15 protein-coding genes, 1 rRNA gene and 3 pseudogenes are annotated in these 23,790 nt (G+C 45.0%); 15 read left to right on the forward strand and 4 right to left on the reverse strand.

Annotated features, from left to right (window positions below):
* A 5S ribosomal RNA gene (rrf, locus tag JGK16_RS18375) occupies positions 1 to 100 on the forward strand; the annotation flags it as partial.
* 126 nt (positions 101 to 226) lie between these two features.
* Here rrf and JGK16_RS18380 read toward each other — a convergent pair.
* Positions 227 to 949 (reverse strand): hypothetical protein, encoded by a 723-nt coding sequence (locus JGK16_RS18380; protein ID WP_293191745.1) that lies wholly within the window; start codon positions 947 to 949, stop codon positions 227 to 229.
* A 166-nt stretch (positions 950 to 1,115) separates the two neighbouring features.
* The gene (locus JGK16_RS18385) at positions 1,116 to 2,234 is read right to left on the reverse strand and encodes a peptidoglycan DD-metalloendopeptidase family protein (protein ID WP_293191742.1); all 1,119 of its coding nucleotides are present in this window, start codon (positions 2,232 to 2,234) and stop codon (positions 1,116 to 1,118) included.
* Between the two features lie 174 nt (positions 2,235 to 2,408).
* On the opposite strand from JGK16_RS18385, the gene JGK16_RS18390 reads away from it, so the two are divergent.
* Together JGK16_RS18390 and JGK16_RS18395 are read left to right on the forward strand one after the other, a co-directional pair.
* Positions 2,409 to 3,728 (forward strand): NB-ARC domain-containing protein, encoded by a 1,320-nt coding sequence (locus JGK16_RS18390; RefSeq protein WP_293191739.1) that lies wholly within the window; start codon positions 2,409 to 2,411, stop codon positions 3,726 to 3,728.
* A 165-nt stretch (positions 3,729 to 3,893) separates the two neighbouring features.
* Positions 3,894 to 5,900 (forward strand): serine/threonine-protein kinase, encoded by a 2,007-nt coding sequence (locus JGK16_RS18395; protein ID WP_293184970.1) that lies wholly within the window; start codon positions 3,894 to 3,896, stop codon positions 5,898 to 5,900.
* 280 nt (positions 5,901 to 6,180) lie between these two features.
* On the opposite strand, the gene JGK16_RS18400 is transcribed toward JGK16_RS18395, so the two are convergent.
* On the reverse strand, positions 6,181 to 6,396 hold the full coding sequence (locus JGK16_RS18400; protein WP_293184968.1) for a hypothetical protein: 216 nt from the start codon (positions 6,394 to 6,396) through the stop codon (positions 6,181 to 6,183).
* Positions 6,397 to 7,013: 617 nt separating this feature from the next.
* Here JGK16_RS18400 and JGK16_RS18405 point away from each other — a divergent pair.
* The 12 genes and pseudogenes from JGK16_RS18405 to JGK16_RS18460 all read left to right on the forward strand — a co-directional run.
* Positions 7,014 to 7,964: pseudogene (locus JGK16_RS18405) on the forward strand (ABC transporter ATP-binding protein); the annotation flags it as partial.
* A 1,733-nt stretch (positions 7,965 to 9,697) separates the two neighbouring features.
* Positions 9,698 to 10,498, forward strand: a complete 801-nt coding sequence (locus tag JGK16_RS18410) for an ABC transporter permease (RefSeq protein WP_293184963.1) — start codon at positions 9,698 to 9,700, stop codon at positions 10,496 to 10,498.
* Positions 10,499 to 10,717: 219 nt separating this feature from the next.
* The gene (locus tag JGK16_RS18415) at positions 10,718 to 11,623 is read left to right on the forward strand and encodes an Rpn family recombination-promoting nuclease/putative transposase (protein ID WP_293184962.1); all 906 of its coding nucleotides are present in this window, start codon (positions 10,718 to 10,720) and stop codon (positions 11,621 to 11,623) included.
* Between the two features lie 48 nt (positions 11,624 to 11,671).
* Entirely contained in the window at positions 11,672 to 13,798 is a 2,127-nt protein-coding gene (locus JGK16_RS18420; protein WP_293184960.1) for a Gldg family protein, read from the forward strand.
* A 408-nt stretch (positions 13,799 to 14,206) separates the two neighbouring features.
* Positions 14,207 to 14,890, forward strand: coding sequence for a DUF4340 domain-containing protein (locus tag JGK16_RS18425; RefSeq protein ID WP_293184959.1), 684 nt, complete (start codon positions 14,207 to 14,209; stop codon positions 14,888 to 14,890).
* A gap of 185 nt (positions 14,891 to 15,075) precedes the next feature.
* Complete coding sequence (locus JGK16_RS18430) at positions 15,076 to 16,206, forward strand: ABC transporter ATP-binding protein (protein ID WP_293184958.1); 1,131 nt, start codon at positions 15,076 to 15,078, stop codon at positions 16,204 to 16,206.
* Positions 16,207 to 16,325: 119 nt separating this feature from the next.
* Positions 16,326 to 16,901 (forward strand): IS607 family transposase, encoded by a 576-nt coding sequence (locus tag JGK16_RS18435; protein WP_293184957.1) that lies wholly within the window; start codon positions 16,326 to 16,328, stop codon positions 16,899 to 16,901.
* 10 nt (positions 16,902 to 16,911) lie between these two features.
* Positions 16,912 to 17,970: a transposase gene (locus JGK16_RS18440; RefSeq protein WP_293184956.1), complete on the forward strand. Its 1,059-nt coding sequence runs from the start codon at positions 16,912 to 16,914 to the stop codon at positions 17,968 to 17,970.
* Between the two features lie 137 nt (positions 17,971 to 18,107).
* Positions 18,108 to 19,189, forward strand: a pseudogene (locus JGK16_RS18445) (spermidine/putrescine ABC transporter substrate-binding protein).
* Between the two features lie 94 nt (positions 19,190 to 19,283).
* Positions 19,284 to 20,358, forward strand: a pseudogene (locus tag JGK16_RS18450) (extracellular solute-binding protein).
* A 205-nt stretch (positions 20,359 to 20,563) separates the two neighbouring features.
* Positions 20,564 to 21,475 (forward strand): ABC transporter permease, encoded by a 912-nt coding sequence (locus JGK16_RS18455; protein WP_293184952.1) that lies wholly within the window; start codon positions 20,564 to 20,566, stop codon positions 21,473 to 21,475.
* A gap of 212 nt (positions 21,476 to 21,687) precedes the next feature.
* Positions 21,688 to 22,533, forward strand: a complete 846-nt coding sequence (locus JGK16_RS18460; RefSeq protein ID WP_293191732.1) for an ABC transporter permease — start codon at positions 21,688 to 21,690, stop codon at positions 22,531 to 22,533.
* Positions 22,534 to 22,947: 414 nt separating this feature from the next.
* On the opposite strand, the gene JGK16_RS18465 is transcribed toward JGK16_RS18460, so the two are convergent.
* Complete coding sequence (locus JGK16_RS18465; protein ID WP_293184950.1) at positions 22,948 to 23,775, reverse strand: fatty acid desaturase; 828 nt, start codon at positions 23,773 to 23,775, stop codon at positions 22,948 to 22,950.
* Positions 23,776 to 23,790: the final 15 nt, after the last annotated feature.

Below are 23,790 nucleotides of genomic sequence, written 5' to 3' on the forward strand. Positions count from 1 at the left end.
GTGGCACCACTCCGATTCCATCCCGAACTCGGTTGTTAAACGCTGCGGTGGCGAAGATATTTGGCGGGTCACTGCCTGAGAAAATAGCTCGATGCCTGGTTTATTTTACATAACTCCAGATCCTTTCTGAATACCAGATTGGGGCTTGTGTTTTTTTGTAGTGTTAAGGGGCCGTGCGCATTCGGAAAGAGAGAGAATGAAGGTCACTATCACAGACAAAAACCAATTATCCGGACATAATATCAGAGTTTATTTGAGCAATTTCTCTGGCGAGCGATCGCACTGTTGGGAATCCCTTCCTCCTCCAAAAAGAGTGAATGGTTTGGGTATTGATATTCAACTGTCGCGCGATCTCGCTTAGTTTTTCTGGCGACTGGTGCAAAAACATTTTTTTAGCAATAATTTGACAGTTGCAGTCGGGACGATTTTTAGGATAACACTTTCGCAGTTTAGCTTCGGGATCTCGATTAATGTATTGCGCGATCTTTCGTGCTAAACTTTTGTTTTCCTCAGCTTCAAGCGGTTCGATATAAGCGTCAATACTGCCCAAACATGGGTGGTAAAATTGGCTGCGTTCTCTAACATCTAGGGAAACCATATTTTTGGGTTTTGCAGCGTATAAATCTCTAATTCGATACCGGAGATTACCGTTAATCCAAGTCACGAAACTGTCTCGAATCGGAGAACTGCGGGGATGAAAATTGTGAAGGTTATTGTCTAACCATTCCCAAGTTTTATTTACCGCTTCTAAATAATAGGGATGAGAACTTTTTGACAATTTTGGCAAGCGTTGCACTTTCAGCAACAATCGCTCCATTGATTTTCGACGCTGCAAACTATCGCGAGGTTGCGAGCAAATAGTTAAAATGAGTTGACATAGTTGTTCATCTTGGGGAGTGCGATCGGAATATTGTTCTAGTGCTGCTGTCAATTTACTTATGCGCTCCATCACAGTCCTCCTAGTAAACGAACCTCTATTTAAGGTTGTCAAAAATCAGGGCTAAGTTGCCAAGGATTTAAGATGATTTCATACAAGCGATCGCTTGTATGAAATCTTGGGCGATCGCTCTTTTACCTTCGATATTAATGGTGAGAAGAAATCAAGAAACTCAACATCAGACAAATTTGAAATCAACTCTTCCCGTTCGGGCAGTTAAGCTCAAGTCTGTTACCCCCTGAACAATACCAATCCTATCTGCGTTTTTCAAGGAAATTATGGTATCAGAACCCTGACGGATTAACTGATAGTCGTTAGCGCTTCCTTTGAGTTGGATGTAGTCATCTCGAGTTGAATAATCTGTAATAATTGCATTACCGTCACCTTGATAGAAAACTCCTTGTCGTGCATTGCCAAGTACAAAAGTATCTGCACCAGCTCCACCCGTTAAAGTGTCAAATTCGCGACTGACATAACTGGCATAGCCGTCAAGGTAATCATTTCCATTGCCGCCAATGAGGGAATCATTGCCCGCTTCGCCGTACAGGCTATCATTGCCACCCAAACCGATTAAAGTATCGTTGCCGGCTCCTCCACTAATGCGATCGTCCCCTTCTGTGCCCCTTTTTGTGTTTACAGGAACACCGCCACCATTTTTCGACTCCGAGTAGGCTTGAAGTGGACTCATTGTATTGGTTAGAACAAAATTCCGACTTCCTTTTGTTTGATAGGGAATTCCACCAATAATACTGGAATCAAAAGGTGCAGTTTGAACCTCTATGTGGAGATGAGTGTTCCGACCTTGGTTTTTGACTGTACCGACGATCGGATCTCCAATATTCACAGAATCTCCAGGTCTCTTGCTGGTTTGGATGTGACCATATATCCAGCGCTTTCCATCATTACCTTCTACAGTCACAAATTGCCCAGTTGCACCATAAGATACAACATTAATGATTTTTCCCGGAACTACCGCTGAGACATTTATGTTCGCACCAACTGCATAATCAATCCCAGCGTGGGAGACATTATTACCATTGTAGGGATTGCCATTAGCACCGCTGTATTCGTAGGCATAACCAGCACTCATTGGGGCGGAGAATCCAACCAGTTTTTGAGACAATTCCCTAGAGAGTTGTTTCACTTCTGGTGAGGCTTCTTTGATATTGGTAAGCTTACCACCTGTACTGGAATTATCGTCAAATTGCCAGCCATCTCCACTTTGTAAATCCCACTGTTGGTCGGTTGTCGGTAAAGGCACAATCGTTACTCCTGTTTTCATCGATTGACTTGACATTTACTATGTTGTTTCAAAACCAATAATTTTTCAGTCTGGTAAAGTGGGTTGTTTCACAGCTCAATTTTGTCGATAAAAGTCGCTTTTGGCTGAGTTGGTCGGCAAGAGTTGGAAAAAGTAGGACGATCGGAAAATGGGTTATACTGAAGTATGATTTTTGCATAACTCCCAAATATGAACGTTGACACTGCGTTAGAACTTGCAGAGGCGTCTTTTCATGCTCGGACGGGGAGATCCCCAACCGATCTGCAAAAAAACATATTTCGTAAGGTATTAGAAGATAAGACTTACGAGCAAATTTCCAGTGAATGTAACTGCAACCTGAGTTATGCTAAGGAGTTAGGTTCCGAATTCTGGCAACTGCTGTCATCTGCACTGGGGAAAGAGGTTAGGAAAAAAAGCTTTAAGAATATACTTGCAGAAGACGATCGCTCCTCACCAACTCTTCCGCTGCCCGAAAAATTGCCAGAATCAGCGATCGCCCGTTCTCGACAAGATTGGGGGGAAGCCCCTGATGTCTCTGTTTTCTACGGACGTACAGAAGAATTGACCGCACTGAAGCAGTGGATTGTAACAGACCGCTGTCGGCTGGTGGCACTGTTGGGCATGGGGGGAATTGGCAAAACGTCTCTGTCTGTCAAACTGGCACAAGAAATTCAAAATGATTTTGATTTCATTATCTGGCGAAGTCTCGATCGCACTCCACCCATACATACCGTCCTCAAAGACATCATCCGATTTATCTGTAGCCAAGAGGAAACAAATTTACCAGAAACACCCTCTGATGCCATCTCGCGAGCGATCGAGTGTTTAAACGCGCACCGATGTTTGGTAATAATTGATGGAGTCGAGACAATTATGGAAACAGGTTTGTTGGCTGGCAGATATCGAGACGGATATCAGGATTACGGTAGATTTTTCAAAAAAGTAGGTGAATTGAACCATAAAAGCTGCTTGGTATTGACAACTTCAGAAAAATCTATCGACATTTCATTATTAGAAAATCGAACTCGCCTTGTTCGCTCTCATAAAGTGAGTGGCTTGAAAAATGAACCCGCACAGCAAATTCTTCTCGAACGAGGGTTAGTAAAAGAAAAAGAATGGAATGATTTTATTGAAAGGTACGAAGGAAATCCTTTAGCACTATGGATGATTTCAGCAACAATTATCACTTTATTTGCTGGTAAAACTTCTGATTTTCTCAGAACAGGTACGATTTTTATAGGAGGTCAAATAGAGGTAGTTTTATCCCAGATGTTTGAACGTGTAACTGATTTAGAAATAAAAGTAATGTGTCAATTAGCTATACTTAACAAATCTGTTGACTTTAATCAATTGCGATCGGAGATTTCGTCAGATATATCTAGCTCAACATTAATGAATGCTTTGGAGTCATTAAGTTGGCGATCGCTGATCGAAACCGAAATCGGTCAAGACTTGTTTAGGCTACAGCCTGTAATTAGGAAATATGTTATTAATCATTATTGTATGTAACAAATAACAATTTTTAGGTCGTAGTCTGAAATCCTTGATTTTCCCGAAAGCCTATAGTGTGCTTTGTTAGCGTTCCCCTCGTTCTCGATCGCCCTGAAACCCTGATTCTACGGTTGGCGATCGAAAACTGTCCGAAGAGTTGAAATAAAGCATATTTTATTTGCCATGCTTCAGCCTGGATTGATACTTCAAAATCGCTATCGTATTGTGCAAGAGTTAGATTTGGATACTCGCGGAGGATTTGGCAAAATCTTTGATATTGTTGAGGATCAAGGGATGCCAAAAATTCTCAAAGTTCTGCATTTTGAGAATTGTTCAAACTTGCAGGAAAAACAAATAGCAGTATCCCTGTTTGAGCGAGAGGCTCATGTCTTAATACGACTAGATCATCCAGGAATTCCTAAAGTAGAACCCGACGGATATTTTCTCTATCAAGAAGGAGGAAACACGCTTTACTGTCTAGTGATGGATAAAATTTACGGTCATAATTTGCAGCAGTGGCTAAAGCAGATAGATTATCAACCCATCAGCCAACAACAAGCAATTAATTGGTTAAAGCAACTGGTAAATATTCTAGCTTACTTGCATCAGCAGCATTATTTTCACCGAGATATTAAGCCAGCAAATATCATATTAAAACCTGACGGTCAACTGGTGTTAATCGACTTTGGAGCAGTGCGGATAATCACAAACACTTACCTTTCAAAAATTGCGGACGAGAATGAGGGGGAAGTTACAAAGATATATACCAAAGGCTACGCTCCGTTCGAGCAAATAAAAGGCAAAGCGCTGCCTCAATCCGATTTCTATGCCTTGGGACGCACTTTTGTCTTTCTTTTAACCGGAAAAAATCCAACTGACCTTGAAGACGAGCTATATCAAGAGGTGATTTGGCGAGATCAAGCACCACAAATTTCGGGATTGCTGGCAGATTTAATTGATGAGCTGATGGCTTTCTATCCGAAGAATAGACCGAAAAATCCCGAAGCAATTTTACAGGCTATAGCTAAGATTGAATGCCCTAGTGAAGAAGGGTTGTCGGCAGTTCCTCCGACTGAGTTACAGGGAATTAGCCCGCTGAATACTGAAAGAAAGTGGCTGAAGTCATTTGCTAAAACTAAGAAAGCATTAGTCGGAATTGGAATAACAGCATTTGCCTGCGTCAGTGTATTAATTTTACCTAAATTTGTTCCTTTACAAGGTCAACCTCCTGCACCTTTAAAAAATCTTTCTCTAATCAACACCTTGAAAGGAGGTTCGGAAGTATTTGATGCAGTCACCTCAGTTGCTTTTAGCCCTGACGGACAGACCCTTGTCAGAGGTAGTTACGATGAACCGATCGAACTTTACAATTGGCGTACAGGGAAAGTCATTAAAAAACTATCTAGAGCTTCATCAAAGCTTTGGTCGGTTGCAATCAGTCCGGATGGAAAATTGCTAGCTACGGGGCCGCTACTGGAGGAGGATGCGAAAAATGAGAAGGACACAACAATTAAGTTGTGGAATCTAGATACTGGGATGCTTTTGGGCGCTCTCAAAGGTCATTCTAGCGATGTTAGATCGATTGCTTTTAGCCCGGATGGTCTGACCATCGCTAGCAGCAGCCATGACAAAACAATCAAACTGTGGCGTGTTAACACAGGAGAGCTGCTTTATACTTTTTACGGACACACTAACAACGTTACTTCGGTCGCTTTTAATCCTGATGGCAAAACCCTTGCTAGCGGCAGTGACGATCTGACTATTAAGTTGTGGAGTCTGAATAGTAGGAAATTAATTCGCACTCTTAAAGGACATTCAGCGCAAGTTTTGTCTGTCGCTTTTAGTCCTGACGGTCAAACCCTTGTTAGCAGTAGTGGCTGGAACGAAGTTAGCCGTATTGCTGAAAATAGTATTAAACTGTGGAATCCGAAAACAGGGGAATTGCAGCGCACTCTTACTGGACATCTAAGTTGGGTTTGGTGTCTGGCTATCAGCCCGGATGGGAAAACTCTGGCAAGCGGCAGTTATGATAGCTCCATTAGACTTTGGAACCTGCATACTGGCGAATTATTGCAAACTCTCACCGGACATTCAAATTCGGTTTATTCTGTTGCTTTTAGCCCCGATGGGCAGACTCTTGCCAGTGGCAGTCCAGATAGTTCTGTTAGGATTTGGAGTATTCCCCGTTAATAAAGCTTAGGAATGAGAATTAAATAACTTACAATTTTTATTGTTCTTGTGGGATGGGCCAGAAGAGCCCGTCCAGAAAAGACGGGTTCTTCTGGCCCATCCCACAAATATGTGTAAGTTATTAAATTTTCGTTCCTTAGTAGCAGCAAGCAAGTTTGTTGGTGAATCGATCTACCAATTAAGTTCTACAAACAGAGGATTGGACTGAAAAAAGACTATTCTTTTATGCCCAATCCTCAACTATCTAAAAACAGCAGTCACTCGATAGCTGCTAATTATCCTATCTACGACCACCGCGAGTAGGACGGCTACAGCTACTACAACCTCTGCTAGTGCAACCACAGGCAATTAGCTGCTGCGATCGCTCTTGTGCCTGCGACTGTGACAACTCTCTGTTTGTTTGGGCGCTTGCTGCTGCTAAAGAAGGTGCGACATCTACGGCAATTATCGCTCCTGAGAGAACCAGCAAACCAAAACTCAAAAATCCAAAACGCATTGATTAACTCCCTTTTTCACTTGATTAACTTAACCTATTCATATGATGTCAGGGAAGCCCAAATTTTTCAGTATAGAAAAGTCGGCACTTTTGTAGCCCCCTTGAGTTGGAAAAAGTCGGGTTTAGCAGGCTGGGGGTTGGAAAGAAGTCTGTGGAAGAAGACGGGGCAGAAGAAGGCATCGCTTACTAACTGTTCGTAGCATGGGTTTTTTAAAGTGAAATTATGCTTGGCTTCGATCATTCATAAGACGGTACTTTGACAGATTTTTCGGTTCTCTTGTAACGCGATCGCCCGCCATACGATCCAAAGCGGGGAGAATGACCACAACAAAATTCACTTTTTTCTTTGTGGAACAAGCATCTTGCCTGTTTTTATGTGAGAATTTTCCAACCAGCAACAGCAAGCTCAACGCTAGCCGGCGCCAGACGATCGACCTAAAACAAGTGTCCCGCTTCCAAGTACAATCATCAGTTGTGATAGATTGGGTTTCTGGCAGGCTAATGTGAGAAATCGGCTCTAACCCACCTGTGGTTGTGGAACAGGCGTCCGACCTGTGGTTGGCGGAGTCAATCTCAAATCTCAAATCTCAAACCTAAAATCGACATGACTTTGACAAATGATTGAAGTAGAACACTTAAGCAAAACTTACGGTTCGACCGCAGCGATCGCGGACGTGTCTTTTTCGGTCGAAGCAGGAGAAATACTCGGGTTTTTGGGGCCCAACGGCGCCGGCAAAACCACAACCATGCGGATTTTGTCGGGATATTTGCCGGCATCCAGCGGTACCGCCCGGATCGCTGGCCTCGACGTTCACGAAAATTCGATGGCTGTCAGACAGCGGATCGGCTATCTTCCGGAAAACCCGCCGCTTTATCCAGAAATGAGCGTGGAAGGGTTTCTATTTTTTGTGGCGCGGATCAAGCAAGTCCCTGCAGGCGATCGCGCCCGACGTGTCACATCCGCGATCGAACGCTGCGGCCTGGTTGATAAACGCAAAGTTTTAATCCGCAAACTTTCTAAAGGATTTCGGCAACGAGTTGGTATTGCACAGGCGATCGTCCACGATCCCCCCGTCATTATCCTGGACGAACCAACCGTCGGCCTCGACCCGCGACAAATCATCGAAGTCCGCAACTTAATCAAAAGTCTTGCAGGCGAACACACTATTATCCTTTCTACCCACATTCTGCCGGAAGTCAGCATGACTTGCAGCCGCGTCACCATCATCAATCGCGGTCAAATCGTCGCCGCTGGTACTCCCGAACGTTTGATGGGAGAGTTGGCCACCGGGGAAGGTTACGAAGTCGAAGTCGAAGGTGAGGCGGATTTGCTCAACAGTCTGCTGTTGCCTTCTTTGGAAAATGTGCGGGGAGTTCGATCGATCGAATTGATTCCCAGCCAGCAATTTTTAGCCAGTCGCTACCGCCTGCGGGCAGAATGCGAATCGGAGGTGGAACCAGGACGAGAAATCGCCGCAGCTATTATCGCCTCAGGATTCGGACTCTGCGAAATGCGCCGCAATCGCGCTACTTTGGAAGATGTGTTTTTACGGCTGACAGCGGCCCAAAAGAAACCGGAAGAAAGTCTGGTTCACAGCGAACCCGAGGTCGATCGCAATCTACAAGCAGCGACAGAAATTCAAGACTCGATCGCCGACTCTCATCAATCGGAATCAGCACCGATTGTGGAAAATCTAGTTTCAGATAGGCAAGAATCTGTCTATGATGCTCATCCAGTATCCGACGAACCAGTTTTAGAAACACTAGAATCTCTCTATGATGCTCATCCAGTATCGGACGAACCAGTTTTAGAAACACTAGAGTCAGATAGGCAAGAGTCGCTCTATGATGCTGAATCAGTATCAGAACCAGTTGTAGAAACTGTAGAGTCGATCGCACATTCTGATTCAGGATCAGAACCAGTTGTAGAAACAGTGGAGTCGATCGCACATTCTGATTCAGGATCAGAACCAGTTGTAGAAACAGTGGAGTCGATCGCACATTCTGATTCAGGATCAGAACCAGTTGTAGAAACTGTAGAGTCGATCGCACATTCTGAATCACCAGTTGTAGAAACTGTGGAGTCGATCGCACATTCTCAACCAGAACCGATTGTAGACAATCTGGAAGTGGCCCAAATCCCAGAGTCGATCGCACCTTCTCATTCAGGATCAGAACCAGTTGTAGAAACAGTGGAGTCGATCGCACATTCTCAACCAGAACCGATTGTAGACAATCGGGAAGTGGCCCAAATCCCAGAGTCGATCGAGCTTGCTGAGCCAGCATCAGAACCAGAAGCGGAAACAGTAGAGTCGCTTTATGATTCTCACTCAGCATCCGAAACACTTGCAGAAACATCAGAGACAATCAATGATATAGAACCAGAAATGCAACCTGTTGCAGAATTTCTGCAAATTGTCGAAAGACAAGAGTCGAGCGAGCTTTCTCAACCAAAATCCGAACCTGTTGCAGAAATCGTAGAGTTGAGCGAACCTGTTGCAGAACCTGTTGCAGAAATCGTAGAGTCGATCGAACCAAAATCCGAACCTGTGGCCCAAATCGTAGAGTCGATCGAGCTTTCTCAACTGGAACCTGTTGCAGAAATCGTAGAGTCGATCGAACCTGTTGCAGAACCTGTTGCAGAAATCGTAGAGTTGAGCGAACCAAAATCCGAACCTGTGGCCCAAATCGTAGAATCGAGGGAGCTTCCTCAACCAAAATCCGAACCTGTTGCAGAACCTGTTGCAGAAATCGTAGAGTTGAGCGAACCTGTTGCAGAACCTGTTGCAGAAATCGTAGAGTCGATCGAACCTAAAGCCGAACCTGTTGCAGAAATCCTAGAGTCGAGCCAACCTGTTCGCGAACCTGTGACCCAAATTGCAGAGTCGATCGAGCTTCCTCAACCAAAATCCGAACCTGTTGCAGAACCTGTTGCAGAAATCCTGGAGTCGAGCGAACCTAAAGCCGAACCTGTTGTCAAAAATCGGCAAGTTAAAAAAAGGGCACAACCGAGTAGCGATTCTCAAGGAGAACAACCACCTGTCAACAGAAAGCGAAAAATAGAAAGAAAGCAACAAGAGAGCAACGACAGCGAAACACGACCCGGAGGCGACTCAGAATGAAGCAATTACCAATACCCAATTACCAGAAATAATTGGTTGAAAGCCGGAACACGAGTGACGGAGGAATTAAAATCAGACTATTCATTACTCCAATCCTCATCCTTCTAGGTAGAAGTAGCTTTCAAACTGTCAACTGTCAACTGTCAACTGTCAACTGTTGAACCATTCCCAATTCCTAAATGTTAGTAATGATTAGTAATATCATCGCCATTTACCGCAAGGAACTGCAAAGCTATTTTGCATCACCATTTGCCTATGCTATCGCAGCAGTCTTTTGGCTGATCACCGGCTACTTTTTAATCGCCATTCTCCTCGCCCCCGACGGCCTAATTCCTCAAATCACCCAGCGAGATAGAATGGGAATTACCGAACCTGCGATCGACATAGCCTATGAATTCCTGCAACTTTTTCTGCGAATCATGGGTTCCCTTTCACTGTTCGTATTACCAGCACTCTCCATGGGACTTTACGCAGAAGAACGCAAGCGCGGCACCTTAGAACTTTTAGCCACATCCCCCTTAACCAACTGGGTCGTTGCTACCGGCAAACTCCTCGGCGTTTTAACATTTTATACCACAATGTTGCTGCCACTGCTCTTCTGCGAGGCGATCGCCCTAAGTTCCTCAACCCCACCCGTACCCCCCGGCGTCGTGCTGCTAGGACACGGCGGCCTAATCTTACTAGCAGCCGGAATATTGTCCCTCGGAATGTTTATTTCATCCCTTACAGACAGCACGATTTTATCCGCCATCCTCACCTTCGCTCTAGTCTTATTTCTGTGGGTAATCGATGCAGCCGCCGTCGGTATCGGCGGGCCCTTCGGAGCAGCATTAGGACAGCTTTCACTCCTAACACATTACACTAATCTTGTCAAGGGAGTTTTTGATACTAGCAGTATAATTATCTTTGCCAGTTACATCATTCTAGGAGTATTTCTCACAGCACAGTCGATCGACGCTTTGCGATATCAGCGTTCTTAAAAACAACGGGCATGGGGCATGGGGCATGGGGCATGGGGCATGGGGCATGGGGCATCGGGCATCGGGCATCGGGCATTAATCTGCCTACTGACTTATTCCTTCTTCTTCCCTCTTCCTTCTTCCTTCTTCCCTCTTCCCTCTTCCTTCTTCTCTCTTCCTTCTTCCTTCAACATTCGGTTATATTTTCAGGGTAAATGATTCTACCAAATAAATCAAACAATGAGATTTATCAATCCCAAAATCGACTTTGCGTTCAAAAAGATCTTCGGTTCCAGCGACAGCAAATACATCCTCATTAATTTTTTAAACGCCATCCTTTATGAAGCACAGCCTGTCATTAAAGACTTAGAAATAATCGACTCCCAACCGGGAAATAAAACTTTTGGAGTCCCAGACACACACCTAGATGTCAAAGCCACAATTAACGGTGGCAGAATCGCCCTGATTGAAATCCAACTGCTCAACGTGCCTTCCTTCGAGAAAAGAGTGTTGTACAATGCTGCCAAAGCCTACAGCGGGCAATTAACAGGAGAAGAACGCTATGAAAGACTAAAAACAGTAACTTCCTTGAAAATTGCCGACTTTGAAATGTTTGAAAATCAGCCTGAATTTATGACTAGGTTTGTTTTCAAAGAAAAAGAGCAAAAATTTGATTGTCCAGATACTGAAATAGAATTAGTATTTGTGGAGCTGCCAAAATTCAGTAAAGAATTAGCACAATTAGAAACAGGAGCCGACCAATGGATTTACTTTCTCCAAAATACCAGTATTCTGGAGACAGTCCCCGAAACACTGAGTGCTGTTCCCGAAATTCAGAAAGCTTTTAAAATTGCCAAGAAGGACAATTTTAGTCAAGAAGAATTAAAAGAGTTGCAGAACCAAGAACAGTGGATTCAAGACCAGCAGATTGCGATAGAAGTAGCAAGAGAACAACTGACAAAAACTGCTCAACTCTCATTAATATTGCGTCAACTTGTGCGACGCTTAGGCACAATCCAACCGGAACTAGAAAACTCTATCCGTCAATTAGGATTACAGGAATTAGAAGAATTAGGAGATGCCGTCCTGGATTTCAATAGTCTCTCAGATTTAACAGCCTGGTTGGAGCAGACTAATTCAATATAGAATAACATTCTTGAACCGGAATTTGCTCACACAAACAATATTTAGCTTATGAAAATTACCAAAACAAATTGGAAATACGTTTTTTGGCTGGGCCCTCTCCTCACCGCAGCGGGGGTAACAGCAGCACTTGTATCCGCAGCGTGGGAACCCCTGACAGTCGGTTTAGTTATTGCCGGAATAGTGACGATCGCACTTTGGCTGCTATCCTTGACTTACGAACAAGGCTTTTGGGGGCGACGTTCCACTCAAGCGAGTACCAACGCCCTGATTGCTACCCTCGCTGTCTTTGTGATTCTGGGAGTAATTAACTTCATAGCCTTTCGCTATCCCCTCCGCATCGACTTAACCGAAAGCCAACAATTTACCCTCGCCCCCCAGACTCAACAAATCCTGCGAAACCTGCAACAAACAGTCAAGGTTTGGGTATTTGACCCCATCCAAAATCCGCAAATTAAAGAATTGCTGCAAAGTTACAAACGCGAGGGAGGCGAAAAGTTTCAATACGAGTTTGTTGACCCCCAGGCCCAACCGGGAAAAATCCGGGAGTTTAGTATTACCAGCATCGGAGAAATTTACTTGCAATCCGGTGAAAAAAAACAAGTGCTGCAAAAAGGTGGTACTGCTTTTGGTAGTGACCCGAATCAAGGTCTTTCGGAGATAAAACTTACAAATGGCTTAGAAGAAATTCTCAGCACTCGTACTCCTACAGTTTACTTTTTGCAAGGCAAAGGAGCTCGCCCGCTGAAAGAAGGTCAAGGCGGAATTCAGCAAGCTGAAAAAGCTCTGAAAGATAAATACTATAACTCTCAAACGCTGAATTTGAGCGAACGCAAAGAAGTTCCAGAAGATGCAGATGCTTTAATTGTTCCTGGACAGGATAAACCTTTTTCGGATGTAGAAATTAAAGCACTAAAAGCTTATCTCGATCGCGGTGGCAGTTTATTCTTAATGGTAGACCCGGCAATTAATACGGGATTAGACAAATTTTTGCAAGAATGGGGTGTAAAACTAGACTCCCGTTTGGCCATCGATGCTTCGGGTAGTGGTCAAAGATTCGGCCTGGGCGCGACGGTTCCCACAGTCAGGCGTTACGGGGAACATCCGATTACTCAAAGTTTCGGTAGCGGTATTTCATTTTATCCGTTTGCACGCGCTTTGGAAACTTCGCCTGTAGTAGGGATAGAGGAAAAACCGCTGATTTGGACGAGTCAGGAAAGTTGGGCGGAAAGCGATTTGACGACTAAAAAATTGGAGTTCGATCCGAAGACCGATCGACAAGGCCCGTTATTATTAGGTGTGGCTTTGGTGCGATCGGGTTCTGAGAGCACTCCGTTAAACCCCTCAGCCTCACCAACACCAGTCACGCCTTCACCCCAACCATCGGCGACAACTTCGCCATCGGCGACAACTTCACCATCTCCTACAACTTCGCCATCGCCAACAACATCGCCATCGCCGAAAACATCGCCATCGCCGAAAACATCGCCATCTCCGACCACTTCCCCGACAACATCGCCTTCACCCCAAGCATCGCCGACAACTTCGCCGACAACTTCGTCATCGCCGACACCATCGCCGAAAACTTCCCCATTACCAACAACTTCTCCATCACCAACAACTTCTCCATCTCCAACAACCTCGCCGACAGCTTCCCCAATCAGCTACTCGGTGATTGTCTCCCAGGAAGCTACCCCTCCAGCAGTACCGACAATTTCGCCAATACCGGCAGCATCTTCCACAGCATCGCCGGAGAGTTCCTCAACACCAACACCCACAACATCTCCCACAGCATCTCCTGAAAGTTCGCCCACGCCAACACCAACAACATCTTCCACACCAACACCAACAACATCTCCCACAGCATCTCCCAGTCCAAGCACAACTCCTTCTGTGCCTTCTACTCCTACAAAAACATCGCGCATGGTAGTAATTGGTACATCTCAATTTGTGACTAACGGTTGGTTTGACCAACAACTCAATAGCGACGTGTTTCTCAATTCAGTGAGTTGGTTGAGCAAACCAGACCAGCAAAGCTTTTCTATCAGCCCGAAAAAAGCTACCAACCGCCGCATTAACATGAATGATGTCCAAGTAGGATTGTTGGTTTTAGCTTGGCTGATTTGGCCTTTACTGGGACTGGGCGTTGGTGGCGCTATTTGGTGGAAAAGAAGATAATTATGAAGCAAGTTCGGCAACGAGCAATGTACGGGATTTAACGGATGTAACGGATTTATTTGCCTGTTTCTTGTTTTTCAACCCATTCCCAATTTCCAATTCCTAATCCATAATTCCCGTAGGGTGCGTCAGGGGGGAATTATTAGTCTGAAATCAAAATATTTAACCCTGACGCACCCTACAATAACTACTTTGCTTCTTGCTTGTTTTTCCACCAATTGCTAATTCCCGTAGGTGCGTCAGAGGAAAAATTATTAGTCGGTGTCAAAATATTCAAGCCTGACGCACCCTACAATCTGATACTAATTCCCGTAGGTGCGTCAGAGGAAAAATTATTAGTCGGTGTCAAAATATTCAAGCCTGACGCACCCTACAATCTAATGACTAATGACTGCTGACTAATGACTAATGACTGCTGACCATGCCGAATTCCTCATTATTATGAAATTGCAGAAAAATACATTTATATTGATAGCTGTTGCGTTGACCATGGCGGGGTTGGTTTCTTTGTACGAGACGCAAGTGTCCCCAAAACAGGAGGCGGCTAAGGACGAAAAACATAAAATTTTTACTTTCAAGTCCGATCGCGTACAATTCTTTACAGTCAAAACTCCGGAAAAGATATTGACTTTTGAACGAGTTTATGCTCGTAAAGGAGGTAAGTCTAGCTGGGAAATGAAATTGCCGGTGCAAGCACACGCGAGTCAGGCATCGGTGGATTTTTTGCTAGATAGGCTGGGAACAGGAAAGAGCGATCGCACAATAGATATTACTGCCGCTCAACTGCCAGAATTCGGTCTCGACCAACCGCAAGCCACAGTCACAGTCAAGCTGGACAACCAGGAAACTCACCGCCTAGTTTTAGGCAAAACAGACTTTAGCGGCCGCTTCTTGTACGCCCAAGCCAACCCGGCGGAAGCCCCACCTCAAAATGGGGCAGAAACTTTGCCCGTGCTGCTAGTACCGTTTGACTTTAAAAATGCCGTCCAACGACCTTTGTCTGAATGGAAAAAAGCAGAAGCGCCCAAACCAGAGAAACCGCAAACACCCTCTCCCACGCCATCTCCCACGCCAAATCCTGAAAATCAATAGATGATCGGTGGATTGAATTTGGTGCGGGACACAGCAGATTTGGTCTTGCCCAGCAACACTCTGAGATAGAATCTAAAGAACAAATTCTAAAACCTCTCAATTCCAACATTCCTCGCCTAAAATACAGAAAAGTCTAAAGTTAAACTGTATTAAAATAGCGTGCATTACCCCAGGAACGGGCGAATATGTTTCAGACAGCACTCAACCAAGGTACGACAGCAAAGGATACAGCGCTTGACGTTGAACTCCGCAAGGTCTTTAAGGTATTTAATGGCGAAACCGCAGTCCGCGGAGTTGACCTCAGCATTCGTCAAGGAGAATTTTTTAGCATTCTCGGGCCCTCCGGCTGCGGTAAGACTACCACGCTGCGCTTAATCGCTGGGTTCGAGACTCCCTCGGCGGGCGAATTGATGATTCGCGGCCAGTCGATGACCAATACTCCAGCTTACCGCCGTCCGGTAAATACTGTGTTTCAAAGCTACGCCCTGTTCGGACACATGAATGTCTGGGACAATATCGCTTTTGGATTGCGGATTAAAAAGCTGGGGAAATCGGAAGTAGAAGAACGGGTACGGGAAGCTTTGCAATTGGTGAAAATGGAATCTTTCGCCAACAGGTTTCCGGGTCAAATGTCGGGCGGCCAGCAGCAGCGGGTGGCTTTGGCGAGAGCTCTGGTAAATCGACCGGCGGTTCTGCTGCTGGACGAACCGCTGGGAGCTCTGGATTTGAAGTTGCGGAAGCAGATGCAGTTGGAATTGTCGAATTTGCATCAAGAGTTGGGTTTGACTTTTGTGATGGTGACTCACGACCAAGAAGAGGCGATGAGTCTTTCTAACCGGATTGCGGTGATGCACGAGGGCAGGATTGAGCAAATTGGTTCGCCTGAAGAAATTTATGAGTGCCCGCAGACGGCTTTTGTGGCGGATTTTATTGGGGATACGAATTTGTTTTCTGGTACGGTGGAGGCGATCGACCGATCGACTATTACAGTTCGCACATCAGCCAATCTGAAAATAGTCGTTCAGCAGTCGGATATGTGGAATGGTGTCATCGGTGACTCTGTGGTGGTTAGCGTCCGGCCTGAAAAAGTATATTTGAATCTCTACCAGCCGGAATTGTCGGTTAACTGTTTTGAAGGGCGGCTCAAAAATATCATGTACATGGGCACTCACGTTCATTACGTGGTTGAATTGGCGTCGGGCGATAAAATTACGGTGCGCCAACCCAATACGGGCGGTTCTTTCCCAGACCCGCAGACGCCGATTTATGCTTACTGGGGAACTACTGATTGTCTCGCTTTGGGCGATCGATCCTAACGATGGAGAGGGGGAGAAAGGGAGAAAGGGAGAAAGGGAGAGGGGAGAGGGGTTGACGCACAGTATCAATTTTTCTAACAATCATTCACATACACTACTAGATGGGTGATATTTGGTGAATGGCATACATACCACTTAGAAAGGCTGTCGAATTTCTAGGTCTGCATCCAAACACGTTAAGGAAGTACGCAGATGAAGGGCAGATTAAATCAATCAAAAATGGAGCAGGGCAACGCCTTTACGACGTTGACTCATACCAAAAAGATGGAAGCATCTGCTCAATCATCTGCTACTGCCGAGTCAGTAGTACCAAACAAAAAGACGATCTTGCTAGACAAGTCGAATTCATGCGACAGCGATACCCCGACTCGGAAATCATCCAAGACATCGGCTCTGGACTCAATTTCAAAAGAAAAGGACTGCAAGCCTTACTGGTCAGATTTATGCGCCCAGATCAGCTCACGATTGTTGTTGCCTGTAGAGACAGATTGTGTAGATTCGGATTTGAACTATTCGAGTTCATGGCAAAACAAAACGGTGGAGAAATCGTGGTTCTCTCAAATCCTGTTCACGCGAGCGAATCCGAACTTACAGCCGATCTTCTTGCCATCCTTCACGTGTTTAGTTGCCGAATGCACGGTCTTAGAAGCTACAGCCAGAAAATCAAAGAAGATCCGACTATTCCTAAGCCCTGAACAAAAGGCAATGCTCAAACAATGGTTTGGAGTTAGTCGTTTTGTCTACAACGCAACTATCAAATACTTGCAGCAACCAGGCACTAAAGCCAATTGGATGTCAATTAAAACGGAAATACTCAATGGGCTGCCTGATTGGGCAAAACCTGTACCGTTTCAAATTAAATCTATTGCCATTAAAGATGCTTGTGGTGCCGTCAAAAAAGCCAAAGTAGATTTCAAGAAAACTGGCAAGATTTGTAGCTGCAAGTTTCGCAGTCGAAAAGATACAAAACAGTCTGTTTATATTCCGAAGTCTGCTATTGGGACGAAAGGAATTTATCCGACAAAATTGGGTCAGTCAAAGCTGAAAGAGGCATTACCCAAAGGCTTCAGTGATGGACGATTGACCCTTGCCTATGGCGAGTATTACATTGTTGTATCTGAAGAAGTGCAACCACGTCAGACCGATAACCAAGGTCGCGTGGTTGCCTTAGACCCCGGTGTTAGAACGTTCATGACTTTCTTTTCTGAGTCATCTTATGGATGGGTTGGGAATGATTCTAATCTTTTGATCCAAAAGTTGTGTTTCAGGTTAGACAAGTTGATCTCAAGGATGAGTAAAACGAATAGCCCGCAACGCAAAAGATTCAAGAAAGCAGCGGACAGATTAAAGTCTAAGATTCAACATCTTGTCAAAGAGTTGCATCACAAGACTGCTAAGTTTTTAGTTGATAATTTTGACGTGATATTAATTCCATCCTTTGAGTCGTCTCAGATGGTGAGCAAGTCACGTCGCAAGATTCGCTCTAAAACTGTTCGTCAAATGCTGACTCTGAGTCATTACCAGTTTAAAAAACATCTAGAGTGGAAAGCTTGGGAGCAAGGCAAAGTTGCTTTAACTTCTATCAACGAAGCTTACACTTCAAAGACTGTTTCATGGACTGGAGAAGTCAAAAAGATTGGTGGTAGCAGAATGATCAAAGATTCTGATGGAAATCAGATGAACCGAGATCTAAATGGTGCTCGTGGGATCTTCCTTCGGGCATTGGTTGATACGCCTTGGTTGAAAAGCTGTTTAGCGATTTAACTTATGTGTTTGTTAGTAAACGTTAGCAAAAAAGTATCGGAAGAATTCCCAATTACCAATTCCCAATTCCCAATTCCCAATTCCCAATCCTCAATTCCCCAATCTAAAATCTAAAATCTAAAATCTAAAATCAAACTGTGCCTCCGACTAATCTACCAATTTCCAGGTTTTGCAGGGCTAATTCTACACGCCGTCAGTTCCTAAAAAATTCGGCGGCGACAATTTCCGGGTTAGCCCTTTCCAGTTGCGGCTGGCGGCTTGCAGACGTACAATCGCGGGCTATACCGATAAAGCTTTGCTCGATCGCTTTGCTGAAAAAACCGGCATTCGCGTAGTCGCCGACGTGTTAGACTCCACGGAAACAATGCTGGCGAGACTTAAAGTCGGTGTTCCCCAGGTCTACAGCATCATTTACCCGTCAGACTACATGGTGATGCAGATGAAAAAACTCGGGATGCTAACTCAATTAGACCGATCGATCGTTGGCGGACTAGATCGGCTCAAAAAGCGGTTCCAAAACCCCGTTTACGACCCCGGAAACCGCTACAGCGTGCCTTTTAGTTGGGGGACAACTGGATTGATTTACAACAGCGAACAGTTCAAAGAACCTCCCGAAGATTGGAGTTATTTGTGGAAACGCAAACAGGAATTGGCAAGGCGAATGACTCTGCTAAACGACGTTAGAGAAGTAATGGGCGCGACGCTGCGGATGCTGGGTTATTCTCTCAATTCTACAAGCCAACAACAAGTTAAAAAAGCCTATGAAAAATTAGAAGAACTCAAATCGGCGATCGCTTCTTTTACCACAGATGCTTGGCGATCGCAAATGCTGACAGGAGAGTTGAAAGTAGCAATGTGCTACTCTTCTGATGCCAATGAAGTAATTGCAAACAACCCTAAATTTCGGTATATTGTGCCGAAAAGCGGATCTGCCCTGTGGACTGACACCTTAGTAATTCCTAATGGAGCACCCAATCCAGACGCAGCTTACAAATGGATTAATTTCATACTGCAAGCTGATGTTGCGGCTTCCCTAGTCCAACGATTAGGTTTTGCAACTCCTTTAGAAGATGCTTTTTATTTGCTGACTCCAAAAGTTCGCAAAAACAAAATTCTTTTTCCTGCTGAGGCTACTTTAGAAAACTGCGAAGGCGTGGCACCCCTAGGAAAATTTGCAGATGTTTACGATCGTTACTGGACAAAACTAACCAGTATCTAATAGCATCAGTATTAATCTGCGTTTATCTGCGTTTGCTCGAACATCTAAAATCAGCTAATTCCTAAATCCCAAATCTAAAATCCCAATTAGAACTGTGCCTCCGACAAATCTACCAATTTCCAGGATTTTCCCGGCTAATTCTACACGCCGTCAGTTCCTAAAAAATTCGGCGGCGACAATTTCCGGGTTAGCCCTTTCCAGTTGCGGCTGGCGGCTTGCAGACGTACAATCATACCGATAAAGCTTTGCTCGATCGCTTTGCTGAAAAAACTGGCATTCGCGTAGTCGCCGACGTGTTTAGCTCTAACGAAGAGATGCTGGCGAGAGTTCAAGCAGGTGGCGGCCGCGCCTACAGCATCATTTACCCGTCTGACTACATGGTGGTTCAGATGACGGAACTGGGGCTGTTGAGCCAATTAGACCACTCGATTTTGGGCGGACTCGATCGCCTAAAAAAACAGTTCCAAAACCCTGTATACGACCCAGGAAACCGCTACAGCGTTCCTTTGAGCTGGGGAACCACAGGCTTGATTTACAACAGCGAACAACTCAAAGAAGCTCCTGAAGATTGGAGCTATTTGTGGGAACACAAAAAAGAGTTAGCAAGGCGAATGACGCTAGCGAGCGATGTTCGAGAAGTCATGGGCGCTGCGTTGCGAATGCTGGGCTATTCTCTGAATTCTACGAACCAAGATCAAGTTAAACAAGCTTACGCAAAGCTGGTGGAGCTCAAACCTGCGATCGCATCTTTTACGACAGACGCTTGGCGGCCGCAAATGCTGACAGGGGATTTGAAGCTAGCCATGTGCTATTCTTCTGATGCCAATGAAGTCATTTCAGATAACGACAAATTGAAGTATGTCGTGCCCAAAAGCGGTTCTTCTCTGTGGACTGATACTTTAGTAATTCCCAAAGGTGCTCCCAATCCAGATGCAGCTTATAAGTGGATTAACTTTATGTTGCAAGCGGATGTCGCTGCTTCTTTAGTCGAACGGCTCAGTTTTTCAACTCCTTCGGAAGATGCTTATAGTTTGCTGACGCCGGAAGTTCGCGAAAACGAGCTTCTTTTCCCTTCGGAAGCTGTTTTGAAAAATTGCGAAGGTGTGGCTCCAGTAGGGAAATTTATGGAAGTGTACGATCGCTATTGGACTAAATTAACCGCTGGTTAACCCTAACCTGTAGGAGCAAATTTGACCAACAATCTCTGACTCTCGCCCCCACAGTCGATCGCCCGCATCAATTTTTCCGACAATAAGTCGATCTGGTACATTTAGATTTACCGTTGGGTGGGGGCGGGTTTATACGAATTCGGGCTTTGAAATTAAAGATTTTGGTGAACCCGCCCCTACCGCTCAAAAATCCAAACTATTATTTATGGCTGTTTCTACCAAAGCTCCCCCTCCGATTCCTCCCACTGCTCCAGTCAAGCCTGAAAGCGTCCCCCCATGGTCAAAGTGGACAGGCCCGCTGGCATTGCTCGGCCCTTCTGGCTTGTTCCTGGTTTTATTATTAGTAATACCAACTCTGGTGATTTTTCAACTTAGCTTGGTGCCGAATATTAAGCCGGGAGATTTGGTAAATCCTTCGGGAATCGGCAACTACCTGCGGGTGTTTGAGCCGCTGAATTTGCAGGTGATGGGTCGATCGCTCTTTTTTGCCACCGGAACGACTATTCTGTGTTTACTGCTGGGATTTCCCGTCGCTTACTGGATCGCGCTCAATGTCTCGCCCAAGTGGCGGAATTTAACGTTATTGGGCTTTGTGTTGCCGCTGTGGACTTCTTCGCTGTTGCGATCGTATGCTTGGATTACAATTCTGCGTCCTACGGGCGTTCTCAACTCGCTCCTGGGACTTTTGGGCATCCCTCCTCTAGAATTGTTAAATCAAAGTTCCGCCGTTCTAATCGGCATGGCTTACAGCTATTTGCCCTATATCGTAACCATTCTCTACGCTTCCTTGGAAAAGCTCGATCGCAGATTGCTAGAAGCATCTCAGGATTTGGGCGCGAATCCACTAGAAACTTTCTGGAAAGTGACAGTACCCCAGACAATGCCGGGGATTGCAGCGGGTTCTTTGCTAGTATTTATTAGCTGTTTGGGCGATTTTGTCGATCCGGAGTTGCTTGGTGGAGCTTCGAGCATGACGGCAGCTCGTTTAATTTACAATCAGTTTTTGGGGGCGACTCAAAATTGGGGGCTAGGTTCGGCTCTGAGTATGGTATTAATTTTTGCAGTGAGTATCGGAATTGCTCTTTTACTCAAATATGGCGATCGTAATGCAGTTTAGTCAGTTGACAGTTGACAGTTGACAGTTGACAGTTGACAGTTGACAGTTGACAGTTGACAGTTGACAGCAGTCATTAGTTATTAGTCATTAATTAGTCGCTACAAATTCTCTTCAAATCGATGCCCTGTTTGGCCGATGCCCTGTTTGGCCGATGCCCGATGCCCAATTCCCCGATTACCAATTACCAATTACCAATTCCCGATTAACGAGATATGGAAAATACCGCCGACAATCCACAGGAGGAAATACAACCCGATATGTACTTAAAACCTAAATTTAAGATTTCTTGGCAGGCAATATTTACAGTTTTGATGTTTTTTTATATGTACCTGCCCATTTTGGTACTCACATTTTACAGCTTTAACAAATCCCGTTTTAGCGCCGGCTGGGAAGGATTTACTTTAGATTGGTACGTTAAATTATTTAGCGATACGCGGATTTTAATTGCCCTGAGAAACAGTTTAACAGTTGCTGTTTGTGCAGTTGCCATCTCCGCTGTACTCGGCACTTTGATGGCAGTTGGTTTATCCCGCTATCGCTTTCCCGGTAAAAGTTTATATCAGGGAGTTTCCTACTTGCCGATTATTATTCCAGATATTGCCAGCGCGGTTGCGACTCTGGTATTCTTAGCCGCACTCGCTATTCCTCTGAGTTTGTGGACAATTGTCGCTGCCCACGTTGTGTTTTGTCTGGCTTACATCGCTCTAGCTGTTTCTACTAGATTGGCAGATTTAAACCCTTATTTAGAAGAAGCTGCCTTGGATTTGGGTGCAACGCCTGTTGAAGCTTTTATTCAGGTTTTGCTACCTCAATTAATACCTGGAATTGTTTCTGGTTGTCTGCTATCTTTTGTACTCAGCATGGACGATTTTTTGATTGCGAGTTTTACCGCAGGTAGCGGGACTACAACTCTACCAATGGAAATTTTTAGCCGGATTCGGACTGGGGTGAAACCTGATATTAATGCTCTGAGCGTGCTGTTGATAGTCGGTTCGGGAGGATTGGCGTTTTTAGCGGAATATTTGCGCGGCAAGGGCGACCAAAAACAGGCTCATTAGTCAGTTGACAGTTGACAGTTGACAGTTGACAGTTGACAGTTGACAGTCGTAGTCGTAGGGTGTGTCGCCACAGAAAATTTCTAACTCAATATCGACAATCGAGCGAGCGACGCACCTTATAGCATTTACAAAATATTTGCGTTAATCCGCGTTAAGGATCGGTTTCCTTAGAAGTTTTCAAAGTGCACCACGCCGATTGACGATCGCAAGCAACGACGTTACTAAGGAATGAAAATTAAATAATTTACACATATTTGTGGGATGGGCGGGACGCCCATCCCACAAGAACAATAAAAATTGTAAGTTATTTAATTCTCATTCCTAAGGGGGGTGCTAACTAACCGTCAGGTGTTTAGCGTGGAAAATTCTTAATCTGCGTATAGTCAAATTCACACCTGACGCACCCTACAATAACTAACCTTCCGCTCGGGAAGGTGGTAATTTCACCTTACTAGCCAAACCTAATGCTTCCAAGACTTGAATTGTTACCCAAGTAAAGTCAAATTCCCACCACTGCATACCGTGACGGGCAGAGTATTGATAAGCGTGGTGGTTGTTGTGCCAGCCTTCCCCGTAAGTCAAAACTGCAACCCACCAACAGTTAGTAGAACTATCTTCGGTTTCGTAAGTGCGGTAGCCAAATTTGTGAGTTGCACTGTTCACAAACCAAGTGCAGTGATATACCAAAACTAAGCGGGCAAAGATTACCCAAACTACAAATGACCAGCCTGCTACGAAGTAAAGCAACACGCCAAAGACGATTTGCATCGGGAGAAAGTAGTTTTGCAAAAATCGGTAAAATGGATCGCTGGCAATGTCTTTTGTACAGCGGGGAATTTCAGCGTGAGCCGGGCCTTTATATAGCATCCAGCCGAGGTGACTCCACCAAAAACCCTTTTGGGCATTGTGAGGGTCGATCGCATTTTGGTCAGAGTGGGTGTGGTGCAAACGGTGCAGCCCAACCCAATCAATTATTCCTCCTTGACAGGCCAGGGCTCCGCAAAATGCTAGAAAGTATTCTACGAATTTTGGTGCCTGAAAACTGCGGTGGGTGAGCATACGATGCCATCCGAGAGTTATTCCCAAACCGCCGGTGATCCAGTGCATGAATACTGTTAAACCAACTGCTGTCCAGTTGAAGTTACTGGGTAGCAGTGCGAACAAAGCGCCGATATGCAGTCCTGCTAAACTAATAACGTGCTTCCAATTGTATTGGAGTTTTTCTTGCGTTGCTATTGTCATTCTTTTTTTGATTAG

Origin of the sequence: Microcoleus sp. PH2017_09_SFU_O_A (genome assembly GCF_020738625.1) — a bacterium.
Classification (GTDB): Bacteria; Cyanobacteriota; Cyanobacteriia; order Cyanobacteriales; family Microcoleaceae; genus Microcoleus.